This is a genomic window from Nonlabens ponticola (assembly GCF_003966335.1).
Classification (GTDB): domain Bacteria; phylum Bacteroidota; class Bacteroidia; order Flavobacteriales; family Flavobacteriaceae; genus Nonlabens; species Nonlabens ponticola.
This window is the reverse complement of sequence record NZ_CP034549.1, coordinates 389,860-407,978: the sequence shown is the minus strand read 5'-3', so window position 1 is coordinate 407,978 and position 18,119 is coordinate 389,860. Positions and strand designations below refer to the sequence as shown.

The window sequence follows — 18,119 nt, the reverse complement described above, 5'->3', positions numbered from 1 at the left end:
AAAATGAGATTCCGCATCAAGTGCGGAATAGTAATAAAAAGATTCCCGCCTGCGCGGGCATGCATATGAACCACGAGAGAATAAAAGAGAAGCTAGAGATACTGGCAGATGCGGCAAAGTATGACGTGAGCTGCAGCAGTAGCGGAAGCAAGCGACAGAATAAGAATAAAGGTCTGGGCGATAGCACTGGCATGGGCATATGTCACAGTTATACTGAGGATGGTCGCTGTGTATCGCTGCTCAAGATCCTGCTGACTAATGTTTGCATCTTTGACTGTGCTTATTGCGTGACGCGCAAATCAAATGATATCAAGCGCGCTGCTTTTACCGTGCAAGAAGTAGTGGATCTCACCATCAACTTTTACCGTCGCAATTATATAGAGGGCTTGTTCTTGAGTTCGGGAATTTTCAAAAGTCCCGATGCTACCATGGAGCGACTGGTGCGTGTTGCAAAAAAGCTGCGCGAGGAAGAAAATTTCAACGGCTACATTCACCTTAAATCCATACCTGGCGCTAGCGATGAGCTAATGCGTGAGGCTGGACTGTATGCAGATAGATTATCAGTGAATATAGAGATACCTACCAAGGCTGGTCTTAAGTTACTGGCACCAGACAAGGATCACAAGGACTTTATCCAGCCCATGAAAGCGGTAAAGAATTCTATCGATCTTTATAAGTCAGAAAAGAAGATCATCAAGAGCACGCCAGTATATGCACCAGCAGGCCAAAGCACCCAAATGATCGTGGGCGCGACTGGCGAGAGTGATCGCGATGTCATGTACAGTGCCAACTTTTTCTATAACAAGTTCAACATGAAGCGCGTGTACTATTCTGGCTATATTCCTGTGGCAGATGATTCACGATTACCAGCGCTGGGTACAGAGGTTCCCATGATGCGAGAGAATAGATTATATCAAACGGACTGGTTGCTGCGCTTTTATGGATTTGATGTGCGCGAGATATTAAACGATCAGCATCAAAATCTGGACATGGATATTGATCCCAAGTTATCCTGGGCGTTGCGCAATCTAGATCAATTTCCTGTGGATATCAATAAGGCAGATAAGCGCATGCTGGCGCGCATTCCTGGCGTGGGCATGAAGTCGGTTCATAAAATCATAAGCGCTAGACGCTATAGAAAACTGGGCTGGGAACACCTTAAGGCGATAGGTATATCCATGAACCGCGGTAAATACTTCATCACCTGTGACTCACGAGAATTTGAGCGTCGCGATTTAACTGGTATACAAATTAAAAATCAAATACTACTATCTGGAGCTAGCAAGTATAGTAAGAATTTCACCAATCAATTAAGCCTGTTTTGATGAATGAATTATTACAATACGATGGTTCCTTTAATGGGTTCTTGACGGCAGTCTTTGATGTTTATGCCCATAAACTCAAAAATCCCATTATTCAAAAAACCTCGCTGGCGCAGGACCAGCTATTTGGTGAAATGCAAACTATCATCACCGATCAAGATAAGGCAGATCGTGTTTTCAAAAAGCTGAAAAAATTGTGCGGCAGCAATGATTTTAACCAGTTTTACAGGGCATTTTTAAGTGAGATTTCTGGTATCGAGAATACGTTATTGGACTACTGCCGCATCACTTTTAAAAATGGAACTTCACCATCAGGCGATTATGGAAATATCACCGTATTGAAAATGTCTCAAGCGGCCAAAATGGTAGGTCGGGAAAAGCACCGTATGGAAGCGTTTATACGATTTCATCTCATTGAGGAAGATGTGTATTATGCTAACTGCGAGCCAGATTTCAATGTCCTGCCGTTGATCTCAAAGCACTTTAAAAACCGTTATGCAGACCAGAAATGGATCATCTATGATTTGAATCGCGATTATGGTATTTCCTATGATCTTGAAAAGGTAGATGAGGTCACCATCCAATTTAATGACCCTAGGGCGCAACGAGGTATTATGAATACTGGTGTTGTTGAGGAATCACGCTTTCGCGAAAGCGAGAACAATTACCGCGATCTCTGGAACCAGTATTTTAAAAGTACTAACATAGAATCGCGCAAAAACATGAAACTGCACCTGCAACATGTACCGAAACGTTACTGGAAGTATTTGAGTGAGAAAGTGGCCTAATTTATATTAAAGGCCTTACCGTTTCAAGGTGAAGTGATTCTTAACAACGGTGCCATCTGTCATTCTAAGTTCAAACCAATAATCTGATGAAGGCATGATGTTACCGTTAAATGTACCATCCCAACCAGTATCTTGAGCAGTTAGTGCCTTGAGCATTTTACCATAACGATCAAATATCATCACAATGGCATCAGGATCAGAGATGATATTTTTTATATGCCATGTGTCATTATAGCCATCGTTGTTAGGCGTGAAAAATCTAGGGTAATCAACGATTTGAATTTTCTGACGTGCAAATCCACAGAAATCTATATCAGCTACCGTGATTTCATAAGTACCAGGATCAACATTTTCAAATGTGCTAGATAATTGAAAATTTATACCGTCCAGAGAATATTGATAATTATCAATGGTTGACATCACAACTTGAGCAGAATTATTTTCTTCAACAAATTGATCTATTACTATCTCGTTGATCGAGATCGGTTTTTCTAGAACCACAAAATCTTTGTAAGATTCACAAATTACGGACTCAAATTCTTTAAATATCGTGACACCATACGACCCAGGTTCAGTTATTATCACATTGGGCGACGTCTCTCCTGTAGACCATTCTATACGGTCGGCGTTTGAATTAAGCGATATTTCTAGCTGTCCAGTGCTTCTACAAAATATATATTGTTCCTGCACTTCAGGAGCTTGTATGTCTATTACTTGAACCTCGAATTGGGTAATATCAAAACACCCAAGATTATTATCATCTTCAACTCTAGCAAAAACTGATGCATCCTGAGAGGTTAAAATAATATCGTCATTTAGAGGATTCGTGCCCTGTTGAGCGCTGTTTAGATCCCTATAATAAGTAACAGACAAATTTTCATTTTCTTGATCATTAATGATTTGATCTTTTTTCTCACTCAAATCAAAGGGTACCGGACTTCCGTCTGTATTTGCACATTGCTGCATATTATTAGCCGATGATGCTACAGGAGGATTTTTTACGTCTACTATGGTGGATGTGGAAAATACTTCTGTTCCTAGCTGGAAAACTGTGACAGTTACGGTGTATTCACCAATACTATCATAAGTATGTGTTGGTTTTAGATCGGTTGAGGTGTTCCCATCGCCAAAATCCCATATAACATCCCTAACAAATCTACTGGATCTCAACTCAAACGATGTTTCAGTGCCTAAGCAGGCTCCTGTTATACTAATATTTGACTCTCTAAAAAAGGACTGAATGAAGGCAGGAAGACCATATCTAGATAAATTGCCGCCAAGAAAAACTCCATTACGTTCAAAATTAGCGTCGACGCCTTTCAAGTTGGGATTATTGATAACGCCTAAGAAACCATTATTAACTTCCGAAACATAGATTTTTTTATCGGGTCCTAATTGTAATTGACCTAAAGTTGGTATAAGGCTTCCGGCTGGAAATCTAGGTGTTCCTGTCAATCTCACACGAGATTCCACTATTGAGGTTTTTTCAAAAACATTTAAATCATATTGGTCTATGCCGCTTGCGGTTTGACCTATATAAAGAAATTGACCATTAGGCGAGAATTCGATTCCGTAAGGGCTGTTTACAAGCTCTTCAGTTTCATCTAGGTCAGAAAGACCAATTGAAATAGGATTATAGATAACACCACTCAAATTGTCAAATTCAAAAATCTCTAGTAACCCTCGATTGCTCGATCTTGGGTCTACATAATAGGTAGTTGCTAATCTCAGCCCGTCAGATGAGGCTTTGATATTGCCAATGGTAGAGTCTACGGTGGTTGGAGTGTGACCTACAGTATTTGTTATTACTTGATTAGACAAGCCATCCTCAGTCATTAGGTGACATCTAAACACGTTTGAATTATATTCATGAGTAATAATCCAGACATCAACATTGTTAAGGTGTTTTACCGCAGTGATCTTTTCGGTTGATGGTGAATAAAGAAGTACATTCTTTTGATTGCTTACCACACCACCTAGGCCGTCATCAAGTCTCAAATCTATCACTGAATAACGTAATCCCTCTGGACCTCCTACGTCTGGTATAGTGAAAATGTAATATAAATCTTGATTTTTTGGGACTGGAACTATTACACCTGACTGTGAACTTGAAGGATCGCCCAATAGTGATGTGCCATTGTCCATTACCTCATGTTCCTTATTCCACACAGTAATCCCATCTGAATAAAAAAGAAGGTTTCCATCTGGATCTGAAATTGTTGAACAACCTTCATTAGTTGACATTTGACCATCAGTGAGCGCGATTGGATCTCCATTATTAAAGGTTATTCCAGCTTGACCTCCAAAATACCAATTGTTTGCCTCGCCCTGCCCTAGAGTTGTAGCCAAACACATTAAAAAAAGAAACGTGAGTAAAAGTCTAATCATAAATTTGATTTACAAAGTGTGTTTTTAATCTTTATTCTTTAGTTACAAGTCTAGGGAATATGCTTCTTTTAAAATAAGTTAGGCAATCCGATGCACAAAGTTTTAAATGCATCAATAATTATTCCTAAATACCGTAGAAGCTCTGTGAGATCGTTTGGAATTCCGCTTTCGCGAAAGCGAGAACATCCATTAAGATCATAGGAGTCAATAAAATTTCAGAGAACCAACATAGCCTAAAGCTAGACAGTGAAACCGCACCTACAATAGGTGCCGAAACGTTACTGGTATTATTTGAGTGAGAAGTCGGCTTAACACACTCTTAGGTTGTGATCATCGAAATATTCAATAGATTTCCTATAAATAATGAAATCATGAAAAGAGTAATCTTAAGTCTAGTAGCAATCGCATTTTTATTGGGCACCACATCCTGCCGTGAATCCACGATGGAAAAAATGGAAGAAGCTACTGAGTCTGCCATTGAGGATACAGAGGACAATCTAGAAGAAGTAGGTGACGAACTAGAGGAATTTGGCGACGAGGTAGAAGAAGAAATTGAGGAAGAACGCACTGGTGCGGATGATAATTGATTTTACTCAACGCAAATGCAAGTAACGAAATAAAAAACCTCATAATCAATTGATTATGAGGTTTTAAAGTACTCGAGACGGGACTTGAACCCGTACGGGCATTACTACCCATTGGATTTTAAGTCCAACGTGTCTACCAATTCCACCACTCGAGCGATTGTGTCAGCGACACATCATTGGTGCGATCAAAAAAGCCGATGTTGAATCGGCTTTTTCTCTTGAGCGAAAGACGGGATTTGAACCCGCGACCCTCACCTTGGCAAGGTGATGCTCTACCCCTGAGCTACTTTCGCAAATAATTCTTTAAAGAACTGCACTTTGACTTATCACTCAAAGCGGATGCAAATTTAATAACTTTCCTTATTCTGCAAAGGAATTAAGGTAAAATTATCCTGTTGCTTGATCCTTTCCTGTGAGCATGCGTTTGATCTCGTTAAGTTTCATCAACGCTTCTACTGGAGTAAGGGTATTTATATCGGTTTGTAGGATCTCATTTTTGATATTTTCTAGCAATGGATCGTCAAGATTAAAGAAGCTCAACTGCATTTCTTCTTCTTGAATTGCCTTCAAACCACTTGTATTTTCCTCTTGTTTGTTAGACTTTTCTAATCGCTTGAGCAATTTATTTGCTTTAGCAATTACTTGCTGTGGCATACCAGCCATTTTAGCTACATGGATACCAAAGCTATGATGGCTACCACCAGCAACCAGCTTGCGCATAAACAACACTTTGTCCTTGAGCTCTTTTACCTGCACGTTGAAATTTTTTATCCTCTCAAATTGATCTGTCATCTCGTTGAGCTCATGGTAATGAGTGGCAAACAGGGTTTTAGGTTTGTAAGGATGCTCATGCAAATACTCGGTGATGGCCCATGCAATTGATATACCGTCGTATGTACTGGTTCCTCTACCTATTTCATCCAGCAGCACCAGACTGCGCTCGCTAATGTTGTTGAGAATGCTCGCGCTCTCATTCATCTCTGTCATGAAGGTGGATTCTCCTTGCGAGATATTATCACTAGCGCCAACTCGTGTGAAAATTTTATCCACGATGCCCATTTGAACCTCATCTGCAGGGACAAAGCTGCCTATTTGTGCCAGTAGGACGATCAATGCTGTCTGTCTCAAGATGGCACTTTTACCACTCATGTTAGGACCAGTGATCATGATTATTTGTTGAGAGTCTTGATCTAAGGATACATCGTTAGGGATGTAAGGCTTATCAGCAGGCAGCATTTTTTCTATAACTGGATGACGACCGTTTGAGATCACTAATCCAGCGGAATCTAATATTTCTGGTCGTGTATATTTTGAAAGCACGGCAAGATCTGCAAATGAGATCAGACAATCTAATTGACCTATCAGGTGCGCATTTTCTTGAATAGCTTTAATAAAAGGCATAATTTTCTTGACGACGCCTTCAAATAATTCTTGTTGTAGTGCGTGAATGCGTTCTTCGGCACCTAAGATTTTAGCCTCGTATTCTTTGAGTTCGTCAGTGATGTAGCGCTCAGCATTTACCAGCGTTTGTTTGCGTGTCCAGGATTCAGGTACCTTATCCTTATGTGAATTGCGCACTTCAATGTAATAGCCAAAGACGTTGTTGCTACTTATCTTCAAACTGCTAATGCCCGTTTCCTCACAGTGTCTTTCCAGCATTTTATCTAGGTAATCTTTACCTGAAGTGGCTAGACCTCGCAATTCATCTAATTCTGGATTATAGCCGCTGGCAATAGTTTTTCCCTTTAAAATGTTGACAGGTGCCTGCTCATCAAGTGATTGCTTGATATGACTTACCAGATGCTGACAAGGATGCAATCGTTCACCTAAAAATTGTAAAGACTTGTTACTTGCAGCCTGTGCAGCTTCCTTAACGGGAACGATGGATTCAAGACTGTTTTTAAGTTGTACTACTTCACGAGGACAAATTTTACCTACCGCGACCTTTGAAATGAGACGTTCTAGATCATTCATGCGCTTGAGTGCTGTCTTTATGCTTTCCTTCTGCTCTGTATGGTCATGAAAGAATTGCACAATCTCGTGACGTTTCTCTATCTCTTTCTTGTCTTTTAATGGAAAAGCCAGCCATCTCTTTAATAAACGACCACCCATAGGTGTAGTAGTTTTATCAATTACATCAAGCAAGGTGACAGCGCCGGTATTAAGTGATTGATATAACTCTAGATTGCGCACGGTAAAACGATCCATCCACACATAGCTGTCGTCCTCAATACGCGATATGTTGACGATATGATCCAGTTTATCATGTTGCGTTTCCGCTAGGTAGTGCAGTATCGAACCAGCAGCCACGATACCTTCATCCAGTTTCTCAATCCCAAACCCTTTAAGGCTGTTCACTTTAAACTGCTTCAACAAAGATTCACGCGTGTAGTCTATTTGAAAAATCCAGTCTTCCAGATAGAAGAATGGTAAATCATACGGGAAATCCTGCGCTAGATTCTTTTTATCGCTGCGAGATACCAGCACCTCACTGGGCTGGAAGTTTTGAAGCAGTTTGTCCACCTCTTCTCTTGTGCCCTGTGACACTAGAAACTCACCTGTTGATATGTCAAGAAATGCGATGCCATATTGCTTTCGCGAAAGCGTAACAGCCGCCAAAAAATTATTTGAACGCGATTGTAGTACCTCATCATTGAGCGATACACCTGGCGTGATCAACTCGGTCACGCCGCGTTTTACAATCTTTTTAGTTTGTTTAGGATCTTCTAATTGATCACAAATTGCCACTCGTTCACCTGCACGGACAAGTTTGGGCAAGTAAGTATTCAAGGAATGGTGTGGGAAACCTGCAAGCTCTGTGCGCTCGCCGCCGTTGTTCCTATTAGTCAAAACAATGTTGAGAATGCGAGCGGTCTTAACTGCGTCCTCTCCAAAGGTCTCGTAAAAATCACCTACACGGAACAGCAACAAAGCATCAGGGTACTTGACCTTGATCTTGTTGTACTGCTGCATTAAGGGCGTGACTTTCTTGCTTTTGGCTGCCAAATGTTGGGTATAAGTGTAATTTATAAAAATACAAATCTCAATGATTTATGCCTTCATTAAGATGCCGTCATATAGACTAAAATTCTAGGAACTTGATCGTAGTATTAGATACGTCACCTACAAATGATTTCAAGACGGTGGCATCCATATTGCTGTACAATGAATGTTTGCCAGGCACGTCATTGGGATTAAGTAAATCCTGGGATTTGAGCACCGATAAGGTTTGACGGGCCACCGCCGCGCCAGAGTCAATGATGCGCACGCGATTAGGTAATAATTCCTGTAATTGATCCTTGATATACGGGTAATGGCTGCACCCTAAAACCAGATAATCAATACCTGAAATCATAAAAGGCTCGGTGATTTCAATCAGCAGATCTCGCATTTCCTGGCTATCCGTTTTACCTGCCTCGATAAGCTCGACGATGCCTGTACCTACTATCTCAATGGTGTTGACGTCCTTAGTAAATTGCTTGTGTGTGCTTATGAATAATTCACTAGACAGCGTGCCTTTAGTTGCTAGAATGCCCACTTTTTTAGTATCTGATTGCAACGCTGCAGGCTTGATAGCCGGTTCTATACCAATAAATGGCACATCATAGTTACTTCTTAAATATCCTATGGCATTGGTAGTCGCAGTATTACAAGGCACCGCTATAAGTTTACAGTCCTGCTTCAGTAGAAACTCGGTATTCTTGACGCACAGATCAATGATTTGCTTTTTGGTCCTGCGACCAAAGGGCGCATTAGCAGAATCTGCTAGATAAATAGTGTTCTCATGCGGCAGTAAATCGACGACCTCTTTCCACACGCTGGTGCCACCAACGCCGCTATCAAAAAAACCAATAGGCCTTGCATTCATGTCGACAAAGTTGCTATAAAGATTGTAGTAATTTAAAATTTGAGCATAAAAAAACCGCCAGTTGAGGCGGTTTCTATAATTTATTGGATGGATTAAATACCCAACGCAGCTTTTACATCAGGCATGAGGTCGTAACCATCTGCCATGATAACGCCTGTTCCTGTAGTTGAATCTAGAACGTAATCAAAACCTTTGGCTCTTGCTACTTTAAAGATTGCTTGACGCACCTCTTCATAAAGAGGCTTCAATAGGTCAGTTCTTTTTTGTGCTAGAGATTCTTGAGACTTAGAATAAAAATCTTCAAGAGTCTTACGGTCTTGCTGTATTTCTTGATACTTGCGCTCATTTTCTTCATCAGATCTATTAGGTGCGTTTTGTTGCGCTTCTTGAGCTTTCACCTTGAGCTCACGATCCATTTTTACTAGATCAGCTTCATAGGCTTTTGCAAGATTTCTCAATTGCTTTTCAGCAGCTTTTGCCTTAGGTAGTTCCTCAACTAATTCTTGAGATGCTATATGACAAACTTTACTTGATGCCGTTTGTGCTGTTGCAAGATTTGCACCCATTACAAGGAATGCTGCAACTACTAAAATGTTCTTTACTTGTTTCATTATCGATTTTTATTAATAAAAGTACTTGTAAATCGGGTGGCAAATATACCGCAATCTGCTAGTTAATTGCCGCCTGGTGGCGTTCCTTTTTTACTTTCAGATTCTTTGTTTTCTTTTGCTTTTTTTCTGGCATTAAGAATGCTGTCTCTTTTACGTTTACGTTCCTCTAGAATACGTTCACGTCTTTCTTTTACCTCCTTAATCTTAGCAGCTTTAATGCTGTCACGTTTCTTGATAAGTTCTTCTCTAGTCGGTTTATTAGCAGCCGCAGGTTTTTTTGTTTCTGGTGTTGGCGGCAGTGCAGCAGCTGGAGTGGTTACGGTAGGGTTTGTTACTTTAGGCTTCACACCAGATTCTGTAGACGGTTTCTTTTCTTCTGCAGCGGTGTTTTCTACATTTTCTTCAACTTTAGGAACAAACACTTTGCCTGCTCTTACTGCCTTGATACTATCTTTTTTTCTCTGTCGGGCATCAAGTAGGCGCTGTCTGCGTTCTTGATACTCTCTTTTCCTAGCGGCTTTGATGCTGTCACGCTTTCTTGTTTTTTCCTCGCGAGTGGCTTGTCGCTCGTCTCTTATTTCTTGCTTTTCCTGCTCAATTGCGGCATCATCTGCGGCTTCTTGTACGCTCTTGTACGGTTGCTCTGAGACTAGATCTGAGTCCTCATCATTGCCGCGGTTGCGGCTCTTGCGCTTTGCAGCGTTGACTTCAAGTTTTGTAGTGCGACCTATGGCTTTAAGTACATCGTCACTTAAATCGTGACGGTCTGCACTGTAAAGCAATGTTGTTTCTGATCTGTCAACAATCATGTCATACTTCTTGCCTTGACCTATTTTTTGCATCTCATTGAATACCTGATCTTGTACGGGCTGTATAAGCTGTTGTTTTTGCTTGATGAAATCACCATCTGTCCCAAAACGCTTGACCTGATAATCTCTCATGTCCTGACGCTTGATCTCGATTTCTTCCTCGCGTTCTTCTATCAGTTCCTTGGTAAGAAGTACTCGCTCGTTCTTGAGAGAGGTTTCCATCTGGTCGATCTCTGCCTCCATCTTCTCGATTTCCTGTTTCCAGACCTGCATCTTGTTCTCTAATTGAGTGGATGCCTTCTGGTACTCGGGTACGTTCTCTAGGATGTACTCCATATCAACGTAACCCACGCGTATGCCTCGTTGCGCTTTCGCGAAAGCGGAACCAACCAGAACTACTATCAATAAGACAATGATGTTGCATTTCATAATCTAAGTGCTTTATTGAAATAATCGTGCCAGTTTAAAACTGCTGCCCGATTATAAAGTGAACATTCCAACCGCTAGGATCTGGGCTAAGTGATGTAGGCACTGGATCAAATCCATAACCAAAGTCAATACCTAGCAAACCAAAGGCTGGCATGAATACTCTCAAACCTGCTCCTGCGGATCGTTGCACCTCAAACGGATTATAGTCCCTAAATGTTGCATAGGATCCTGCGGCTTCTGCAAATGTAAGAACATAAATGGATGCTGCCTGATCTAGCGTGATTGGGTAACGTGCTTCTAGTGAGAATTTATTGTAAACGGTATCACCATCATCACTGTTAGTAAGAGAGCTGTTGTCATAACCACGCATGCGTATAATATCACGACCATCTAGTGAGAAAGCGCCTAGTCCATCACCACCTACAAAGAAACGCTCAAATGGTACTAGACCGCGATCGTTGTTGTAGGCTCCTAGGAAACCAAATTCAGTTTTGGTTTGCAGTACTAGCTTGTTTGCTAGCTCTGTGTACCATTCTCCATCAAACTTGATCTTGTAGTACTCTAGAAAACGGAATCGCTCTTGGTCGATTTTGGCCTCGTCTGGCATACCATTAGTTTGAAATGCCGGATTATCTTCTAGGTTCTCATAGTCCACGCCATTCCATACAGAGTAGGGTAGCGTCATCTTGGCGGTAAGTGAGAATGAAGAACCATAAGTAGGAAATATTCTATTGACACCTACATTATTTCTACTCAAGCCGACAGTGTAGGCTAGGTTGTTAGAAAAACCATTAGGGAAATTAAATAACCTAGTAGTGTAATTCTTTAAGTTGTAATGCTGGAATGAGATTGCTTGAGAAAACTGGAAGTAAGGATCTGGCCATTCCAATCGTTTTGCTAGACCTATGGTACCACCAGTAATCAAGAATCGTTGATCTCTATCCACTTGTCTAAAGTCACGAGGATCTACTCTAAATTGCTCACTGTGTGATAACGAGACATTTAGAGAAACTGGTTTCTTGCCACCTAACCACGGCTCAGTAAAGTTCAATGAATAGGTACGGAAGATGGTACTCGCTTGTGCTCTTATCGCCAAACTTTGTCCATCACCCAATGGTACTGGATCATATGCTTCTTTATTGAAAATATTGCGTAAAGAGAAGTTATTGAATCGCAATCCTAAGGTTCCTACAAATCCACCACCACCGTAACCACCTTGTAGCTCGATCTGGCTGGCACCTGTTTCTACAATCTCGTACTCAATATCAACAGTTCCTTCTTCTTGTGAAGGGTTCTGGATTTTAGGATTGATATTTTGAGGATCAAAAAATCCTAGCTGTCCTATCTCTCGAATAGAGGCAATAATGTCTGACTTTGAATACTTACGACCAGGTTCCGTTCTTAAGATTCTATAAACTACATGGTCATTAGTACGATCGTTACCAGTAACTGAAACGTTATCAAAGTAGGCAATGTTGTCTTCTACAATACGTATTTCAAAATCAATGGTGTCATTTTGTACACGAGTCTCTACCGCGTTGATGCGCGAGAATAGATAACCACTATTTTGATAAAGATTTTCTAGCGAGTTGGCATCAGGATCAGTAGGGTCAGAAATTTGCTGGTCAAATGCTACACCGTTGTAAACATCACCCTTTTCAACTTTCAAGATGCGCTGTAGTGTTTCATCAGTATACGCCTTATTACCTATAAAATTGATGTCACCAAAATAGTAGCGCTCACCTTCTTCTACTTTAATATTGAGAGCGATCGTTTTCTCATCAATTTTCTTGAGTGTATCAGATACAATACGCGCATCACGGAAACCATTCTCCTTATATTTATCAACCACAGATTTAAGATCTGCCTGATAGTCGTCCTCAACATACTTTGATCTTTTCAAAACACGGAAGAAGTTTTTCTGTTTGGTATTCTTCATGGCACCGCGTAGCTTTTTATCGCTTAGCTGCTCATTACCTTCAAAGTTGATTTCGGCTATCTTGACTTTTTTGCCCTTATCAATATCAATGCGCATGTCAACCGTAGTCTGACCTGTAGAATCCTCGTTCTCACGTATTCTTACCAGAGCATCTGCATATAAGAAGCCTTTATCCTTGTATTTATTTTCAATGAAGTTTCTAGTGTTGGTAACTAGATTTTCATTGGCTTTAGCACCTTTAGCAAGATTCAATTCTTTCAATAAATCGCGAGCACGACCTTTCTTAAGACCTTCTATTTTTACCTCAGCTAGGGTTGGGACCTCGACGATATTGATTTCTAAATCGATGGTATCGATGATATCATCATTAGGATTGCCAGTGATACCGGTCGCAAAAACACGTATGTCGCTAAAGAGTTTGAGATCCCATAATTTTTTGACCACACTACTCAAACGTTCTCCTGGTACAAATATCTCATCGCCCTTGCGCAAGCCTGTGAAGGCTACAACGGTGTTCTCGTTATAGTTTTTGGCACCAGTAACGGTTATCTCGCCTATTTTATATCTGGTGGCATCGCCTATAGGAATGTCACCTACGCGCTGTGCGTTGCTGCTTATGCTGTATATGAGTATGCTAAATACGAGTAAAGCCTTTGCAAACTGTTTTGTCATCGGTTATAATTGTTCACTGGTTTTACCAAATCGTCTCTCACGATCCTGGTAGTTTTTGAAGGCAGTTATCAAATGCTCTTTTCTAAAATCTGGCCACAGCACTTCGGTAAAATAAAGCTCTGCATAGGCTATTTGCCATAACAAGAAATTACTGATGCGCTGCTCACCGCTAGTGCGTATGAGTAGGTCAACATCTGGCATGTCGTTGGTAAATAGGTGATTATTGATAGTGTCCTCAGTTATGTCATTGATCTCTAGGTCACCTTTGACGGCTTTGTCTGCTATTAGTTTAACCACATTTGTCAATTCCTCTCTGGATCCATAGCTCAGTGCAAGCGTCAGGATCATTTGTGAATCTCCAGCGGTCTCATCAATGACTTCTTGTAATTCAATTTGGGCTTGCGAAGGCAACAGATGTAAGGAGCCAACGGCACGCAATGATATCTTGTTCTTTTTAAGAGTAGGTAGTTCCTTGCGCAGGCTGGAAACCAGGAGTTTCATCAAGGTGTCTACTTCTAGTTTGGGTCTTTTCCAATTTTCTGTGGAAAAGGCATAGAGCGTCAGGAAATCAACGCCCAATTCTGCACAGGTTTCTACAGTCTGACGTACTGACTTGGTTCCTTTTTCATGACCGCGTACTCTTAATAGACCTTGCTTTTTTGCCCAACGACCGTTACCATCCATGATAATGGCGACGTGTTTAGGTAATTTGGCATTGTCGAGTAGTTCTTCTACCATAAAATTAGAAATTGCAGTAGCAAGGTTTACGTCCAAAAGTGTAGGTAAGCGTCACACCACTAAAGACGTACCAGTCATTATTATTAAGATTACCAAATCGTTGAGGTTGATTGCTTCCAAATCGACCTTCTGGATTGCTCCCGTCTAGATTATCAGTAATGGTATATCGTGCGCCTATCTCAGCACCTATAATTAGATGGTCGCTTAATGTTCCTTTGACTCCCAAAATAAATGGCAGAGCCACGTCTATACTATTGGAATAGATCTCAAGTTCAGCATTATTATTGAGGCGCTGCTGGTCATATCGATAAGCGCTTATTCCTGAGTACATATAAGGCACAAACTGTCTTTTATAGTTGTATAAATTCCATTCCCAGAAGGTATATTCTATACCTATGGATGCCTCGAGCATGTTGTAGTCAAACTCAAGCCCACGCAATTCTCTGGAGCGATCGTCACTATCAGCATCGTCTGCGGTAATTTTTGAGTAGAGCAATGTGCCTCTAAAACTGTGGCGGCTACTGCGATTCCACTTAAAAATACCACCTACCGTAGTTCCTGTAGGATTGATATATGCAGTGCTGCCCACATCGCCTATGATGTTAGAGCCACCAGCCCATATTCCTATCTCAAATGTTTGCGCTTTCGCGAAAGCGGAAACGAAAAAAACGATGATAACTAGCGATAAACGCATGGAAATTTTAAAACGTGCAAATATAACAATTCTCTTTAGCCAGCATGAGGTTTCATGCCCTATTGTGTACATTCATAAACAGGTAGTTGGGACTTTTATTGCCTAGTTGCGCTTATCCTCGCCCCAAAGTAATTTGTGACGCAGCGTTTTGATAAAACTCTGGTCGTTGAGCTGGATGAGATCGATCGTGAAATTTGCTTTTTTAAGTGTAATCTCAGTCTCATTAGGATAGCTTGCGATACGATTGTCGAGCGATGTGAGAAACTCTTTTTCCCTACCTATTACCTTAACTGTTATGACGGTATTGTCATGAATAACCAACGGTCGTGCATTGAGATTATGTGGCGCGATGGGTGTGATGACAAATGCATCGGTAGTTGGCGATATTACTGGACCACCACAACTCAAACTATAGCCAGTGGATCCTGTAGGCGTTGATATGATTAGACCATCTGCCCAATAACTGTTTAAAAACTCACCGTCTAGATGCGTTTCTATTTGAATCATGGATGTGGTGTTCATACGGCTTACCGTTACCTCATTCAATGCAAAATTATCTGGTGGCAAGTGATTTTCTGGATGTGATGAGGTTGCTGTGATCAGGCTGCGCTTATTGAGTTGGTAATCACCATTCATGATTTGTTTTACAATGCTTTGTATTCCATCTTCATGAGTGGTTGCCAAAAAACCCAATCTTCCCGTATTGATACCTAGTATAGGAACATCTAGATCACCTATATAGGATACGGCTCTTAATATGGTACCATCACCACCTATACTTATAAGTAAATCATAGGCAGCGGTAAGGCTGTCAAAAGTCGTGACTTGCCCGGGCAAATCAATGTCGTCCATAAATTCATAGAAATCCTTCTCAACCTTTACATCGCAACCAGCATCAATAAAAGCAGTAATAATCGCCTTTATTGTATCTGGCGCATCTTTGTGAACGTACTGACCGTAAACAGCAATATGCTTCATTATATATTAAGGTATTTATCCAGGTAGTCAGATCTTTTCTTCAGCGCATCTAGATAGGTGTCATCCTCGGCAGCGGTAAGCACTTCATAGCTATATCTCCTGAAGGTTTGAATCACCGCGTTGAGATTTGCTGGGCTTATTTTGATGGTGATTTCAGACAAATGATCGCGGTAACCGCTTACAAACATCCCAAAAACCCTACTGTCATTAGTCTCTACAATCTGCGATATCTCACTAAAGCTGTAGTCCGTAGACCCTTTTTCCAGCACGATCACGGCACCGCTCTCGTACATGAAAGGCGAGTCATTAAAATGCTGCATGATATCCTTCAACTCATAGTAGCCTAGATATTTATTATTGGTATCTAGAACAGGCATTAAGTTGGCATTATGTTGGGCAAATGCTTCTAGCACATCCAGCCAATGGGTATCCTCTTTTACAAAAAAACGATCCAGAGCATATTTGACATCGTTCAGCTTTTGATTGTCTTCAAAACAGTGCGCATCAGTCTCAGACACGCAGCCCACATATTGATCTTTATCGAGGACAGGTAAATGAGAGATCGTTTGTTGCTGGAAAATGCGCTGAGAAACCTTGACGTCATCTTCTAGAGAAAGCGGTGTCACGTCGTTAATGATATACTCTTGTAAATCCATGAAGCATGTTTTACTGCAAATTAAACATTTCTAGGCGTATCCTGCGGCGCACATACTTTGTATTTTTGAGACTAAAACAGGACTATGGCCATTTTAAGTGTCAACATCAATAAAATAGCAACACTGCGCAACTCTCGTGGTGGTAATGTTCCAGATTTGCTCAAGGTAGCGGTAGATCTAGAATCATTTGGCGCACAAGGAATCACGATCCATCCACGACCTGATGAGCGTCACATCAAGTATCAAGATGCACGAGATCTCAAGAGAATTGTAACTACGGAGCTGAATATTGAAGGAAACCCAATTGATAGCTTTATCAAACTAGTCGATGAGGTCAAGCCGGCACAAGTTACCCTAGTTCCAGACGCGCCAGATGCCATCACATCAAATGCAGGATGGGATACGATCAAGCACCGTGATTTTTTGACAGAGATAGTATCTCATTTTAGAAATCAAGGGATACGCACCAGCATATTTGTTGATTCAGTCATAGAGATGGTTGAAGGCGCCAAAGAAACAGGCGTGGACCGCATCGAGTTATATACAGAAGATTATGCGAGCCACTATAATAAGGATAAAGAAGCCGCGATTGCACCATATATAAAAGCAGCTAAAAAGGCTACCGAATTAGGAATAGGCATCAATGCAGGTCACGATCTTTCACTAGAGAACCTTAAATTTTTTGCACAGCAGTTACCGGATTTGCTAGAGGTAAGCATAGGGCACGCATTGATTTCTGAGAGTCTATATCTAGGTCTGGAGAACGTCGTTAATATGTATAAGGCACGATTGAGCTCATGAAACTGCACAGCATCATATTGGGAGAAGGCAAGCCCTTCGTTATATTACACGGATTCCTGGGCATGGCAGACAACTGGAAAACGCTAGGAACTCGCTGGTCACAGGATGGATTTCAAGTGCACCTGCTCGATCAACGCAATCATGGTCGCAGTTTTCATAGCGATACCTTTGATTATAATGATATGGCACAAGATGTGTCAAATTATTGCAAGGAGTATGACTTGGAAAACATCGTACTATTAGGACACAGCATGGGCGGTAAGGTCGCCATGCGGTGTGCCGCCATGTATCCAGAACTTATCGACAAATTGATCATTGCAGATATTGCTCCCAAAGAATACGCACCGCATCACAGCGATATCATCAATGCGTTGCAGTCGGTAGATTTTACAACACTCAAGAAACGTGGCGATGCAGATAAGATTCTTGCCCAGCGTATCAATGATGTAGGAACCCGCATGTTCTTGATGAAAAGCCTGCACCGTATCGATAAAAATACCTATGGCTGGCGTTTTAACTTACCCACACTAGCTGCGAGCCAGCATGATGTAGGAACTCATGAGCAGCATGATGAGCCTATAGATATACCTACCTTGTTCATACGCGGTGGAGAATCGGGATACATATTAGATAGCGATAAGATGTTGATTGATCACGCTTTCGCGAAAGCGGAACTAAAAACAATACCCAACGCAGGACACTGGCTGCATGCACAAGAACCAGATAAATTTCACGATATGGTTGTGGAATTCATAAAATAAATAATATTATGCAAGCATAATGACTACGAAAACGCTTGCGTAGTATTAATTTAATATTAAATTTGGCTCAATAAAACT

General features: G+C 41.1%; 15 protein-coding genes and 2 tRNA genes. 5 read left to right on the top strand and 12 right to left on the bottom strand.

Annotation, left to right across the window (positions count from 1 at the left end; genetic code table 11):
- Positions 1–65 precede the first annotated feature (65 nt).
- Complete coding sequence (locus EJ995_RS01690) at positions 66–1,325, top strand: putative DNA modification/repair radical SAM protein (protein ID WP_126444991.1); 1,260 nt, start codon at positions 66–68, stop codon at positions 1,323–1,325.
- The gene (locus EJ995_RS01685) at positions 1,325–2,110 is read left to right on the top strand and encodes a TIGR03915 family putative DNA repair protein (RefSeq protein ID WP_126444989.1); all 786 of its coding nucleotides are present in this window, start codon (positions 1,325–1,327) and stop codon (positions 2,108–2,110) included. Before EJ995_RS01690 ends, EJ995_RS01685 begins: the two co-directional genes overlap by 1 nt.
- Before the next feature lie 15 nt (positions 2,111–2,125).
- Here EJ995_RS01685 and EJ995_RS01680 read toward each other — a convergent pair whose 3' ends face one another.
- Positions 2,126–4,498, bottom strand: coding sequence for a T9SS type B sorting domain-containing protein (locus EJ995_RS01680; RefSeq protein WP_126444987.1), 2,373 nt, complete (start codon positions 4,496–4,498; stop codon positions 2,126–2,128).
- Between the two features lie 371 nt (positions 4,499–4,869).
- Between EJ995_RS01680 and EJ995_RS01675 the strand changes: the two genes are divergently transcribed.
- A complete protein-coding gene (locus EJ995_RS01675) occupies positions 4,870–5,085 on the top strand; it encodes a hypothetical protein (protein ID WP_126444985.1) in 216 nt (71 codons plus the stop codon).
- 69 nt (positions 5,086–5,154) lie between these two features.
- On the opposite strand, the gene EJ995_RS01670 is transcribed toward EJ995_RS01675, so the two are convergent.
- The 11 genes from EJ995_RS01670 to EJ995_RS01620 form a co-directional block, all read right to left on the bottom strand.
- A tRNA-Leu gene (locus tag EJ995_RS01670) sits at positions 5,155–5,240 on the bottom strand.
- Positions 5,241–5,306: 66 nt separating this feature from the next.
- Positions 5,307–5,378, bottom strand: a tRNA-Gly gene (locus tag EJ995_RS01665).
- A 94-nt stretch (positions 5,379–5,472) separates the two neighbouring features.
- Entirely contained in the window at positions 5,473–8,091 is a 2,619-nt protein-coding gene (mutS, locus tag EJ995_RS01660; protein WP_126444983.1) for a DNA mismatch repair protein MutS, read from the bottom strand.
- Positions 8,092–8,167: 76 nt separating this feature from the next.
- Positions 8,168–8,953, bottom strand: a complete 786-nt coding sequence (murI, locus tag EJ995_RS01655; protein ID WP_126444981.1) for a glutamate racemase — start codon at positions 8,951–8,953, stop codon at positions 8,168–8,170.
- A 92-nt stretch (positions 8,954–9,045) separates the two neighbouring features.
- Positions 9,046–9,564, bottom strand: a complete 519-nt coding sequence (locus EJ995_RS01650; protein WP_126444979.1) for an OmpH family outer membrane protein — start codon at positions 9,562–9,564, stop codon at positions 9,046–9,048.
- Between the two features lie 62 nt (positions 9,565–9,626).
- Entirely contained in the window at positions 9,627–10,802 is a 1,176-nt protein-coding gene (locus tag EJ995_RS01645) for an OmpH family outer membrane protein (RefSeq protein WP_126444977.1), read from the bottom strand.
- Positions 10,803–10,836: 34 nt separating this feature from the next.
- Positions 10,837–13,413 (bottom strand): outer membrane protein assembly factor BamA, encoded by a 2,577-nt coding sequence (gene bamA, locus EJ995_RS01640; protein ID WP_126444975.1) that lies wholly within the window; start codon positions 13,411–13,413, stop codon positions 10,837–10,839.
- Positions 13,414–13,416: 3 nt separating this feature from the next.
- A complete protein-coding gene (locus EJ995_RS01635) occupies positions 13,417–14,151 on the bottom strand; it encodes an isoprenyl transferase (protein WP_126448836.1) in 735 nt (244 codons plus the stop codon).
- A gap of 4 nt (positions 14,152–14,155) precedes the next feature.
- Positions 14,156–14,845, bottom strand: coding sequence for a type IX secretion system protein PorG (porG, locus tag EJ995_RS01630; protein WP_126444973.1), 690 nt, complete (start codon positions 14,843–14,845; stop codon positions 14,156–14,158).
- Positions 14,846–14,947: 102 nt separating this feature from the next.
- A complete protein-coding gene (locus EJ995_RS01625) occupies positions 14,948–15,823 on the bottom strand; it encodes an NAD kinase (protein WP_126444971.1) in 876 nt (291 codons plus the stop codon).
- Positions 15,823–16,479, bottom strand: coding sequence for a CBS domain-containing protein (locus EJ995_RS01620; protein ID WP_126444970.1), 657 nt, complete (start codon positions 16,477–16,479; stop codon positions 15,823–15,825). The genes EJ995_RS01625 and EJ995_RS01620 overlap by 1 nt, the downstream gene beginning before the upstream one ends.
- A gap of 84 nt (positions 16,480–16,563) precedes the next feature.
- On the opposite strand from EJ995_RS01620, the gene EJ995_RS01615 reads away from it, so the two are divergent.
- Positions 16,564–17,280: a pyridoxine 5'-phosphate synthase gene (locus tag EJ995_RS01615; RefSeq protein ID WP_126444968.1), complete on the top strand. Its 717-nt coding sequence runs from the start codon at positions 16,564–16,566 to the stop codon at positions 17,278–17,280.
- Positions 17,277–18,041 (top strand): alpha/beta fold hydrolase, encoded by a 765-nt coding sequence (locus EJ995_RS01610; RefSeq protein ID WP_126444966.1) that lies wholly within the window; start codon positions 17,277–17,279, stop codon positions 18,039–18,041. The genes EJ995_RS01615 and EJ995_RS01610 overlap by 4 nt, the downstream gene beginning before the upstream one ends.
- Positions 18,042–18,119 lie beyond the last annotated feature (78 nt).

Excerpts from the sequence above, each read along its gene's own strand:
- EJ995_RS01690 (WP_126444991.1), top strand. The coding sequence starts at position 66 with ATGAACCACGAGAGAATAAAAGAGAAGCTAGAGATACTGGCAGATGCG.
- EJ995_RS01685 (WP_126444989.1), top strand. The coding sequence starts at position 1,325 with ATGAATGAATTATTACAATACGATGGTTCCTTTAATGGGTTCTTGACG.
- EJ995_RS01680 (WP_126444987.1), bottom strand. The coding sequence starts at position 4,498 with ATGATTAGACTTTTACTCACGTTTCTTTTTTTAATGTGTTTGGCTACA.
- EJ995_RS01675 (WP_126444985.1), top strand. The coding sequence starts at position 4,870 with ATGAAAAGAGTAATCTTAAGTCTAGTAGCAATCGCATTTTTATTGGGC.
- murI (WP_126444981.1), bottom strand. The coding sequence starts at position 8,953 with ATGAATGCAAGGCCTATTGGTTTTTTTGATAGCGGCGTTGGTGGCACC.
- EJ995_RS01650 (WP_126444979.1), bottom strand. The coding sequence starts at position 9,564 with ATGAAACAAGTAAAGAACATTTTAGTAGTTGCAGCATTCCTTGTAATG.
- EJ995_RS01645 (WP_126444977.1), bottom strand. The coding sequence starts at position 10,802 with ATGAAATGCAACATCATTGTCTTATTGATAGTAGTTCTGGTTGGTTCC.
- bamA (WP_126444975.1), bottom strand. The coding sequence starts at position 13,413 with ATGACAAAACAGTTTGCAAAGGCTTTACTCGTATTTAGCATACTCATA.
- EJ995_RS01635 (WP_126448836.1), bottom strand. The coding sequence starts at position 14,151 with ATGGTAGAAGAACTACTCGACAATGCCAAATTACCTAAACACGTCGCC.
- porG (WP_126444973.1), bottom strand. The coding sequence starts at position 14,845 with ATGCGTTTATCGCTAGTTATCATCGTTTTTTTCGTTTCCGCTTTCGCG.
- EJ995_RS01625 (WP_126444971.1), bottom strand. The coding sequence starts at position 15,823 with ATGAAGCATATTGCTGTTTACGGTCAGTACGTTCACAAAGATGCGCCA.
- EJ995_RS01620 (WP_126444970.1), bottom strand. The coding sequence starts at position 16,479 with ATGGATTTACAAGAGTATATCATTAACGACGTGACACCGCTTTCTCTA.
- EJ995_RS01615 (WP_126444968.1), top strand. The coding sequence starts at position 16,564 with ATGGCCATTTTAAGTGTCAACATCAATAAAATAGCAACACTGCGCAAC.
- EJ995_RS01610 (WP_126444966.1), top strand. The coding sequence starts at position 17,277 with ATGAAACTGCACAGCATCATATTGGGAGAAGGCAAGCCCTTCGTTATA.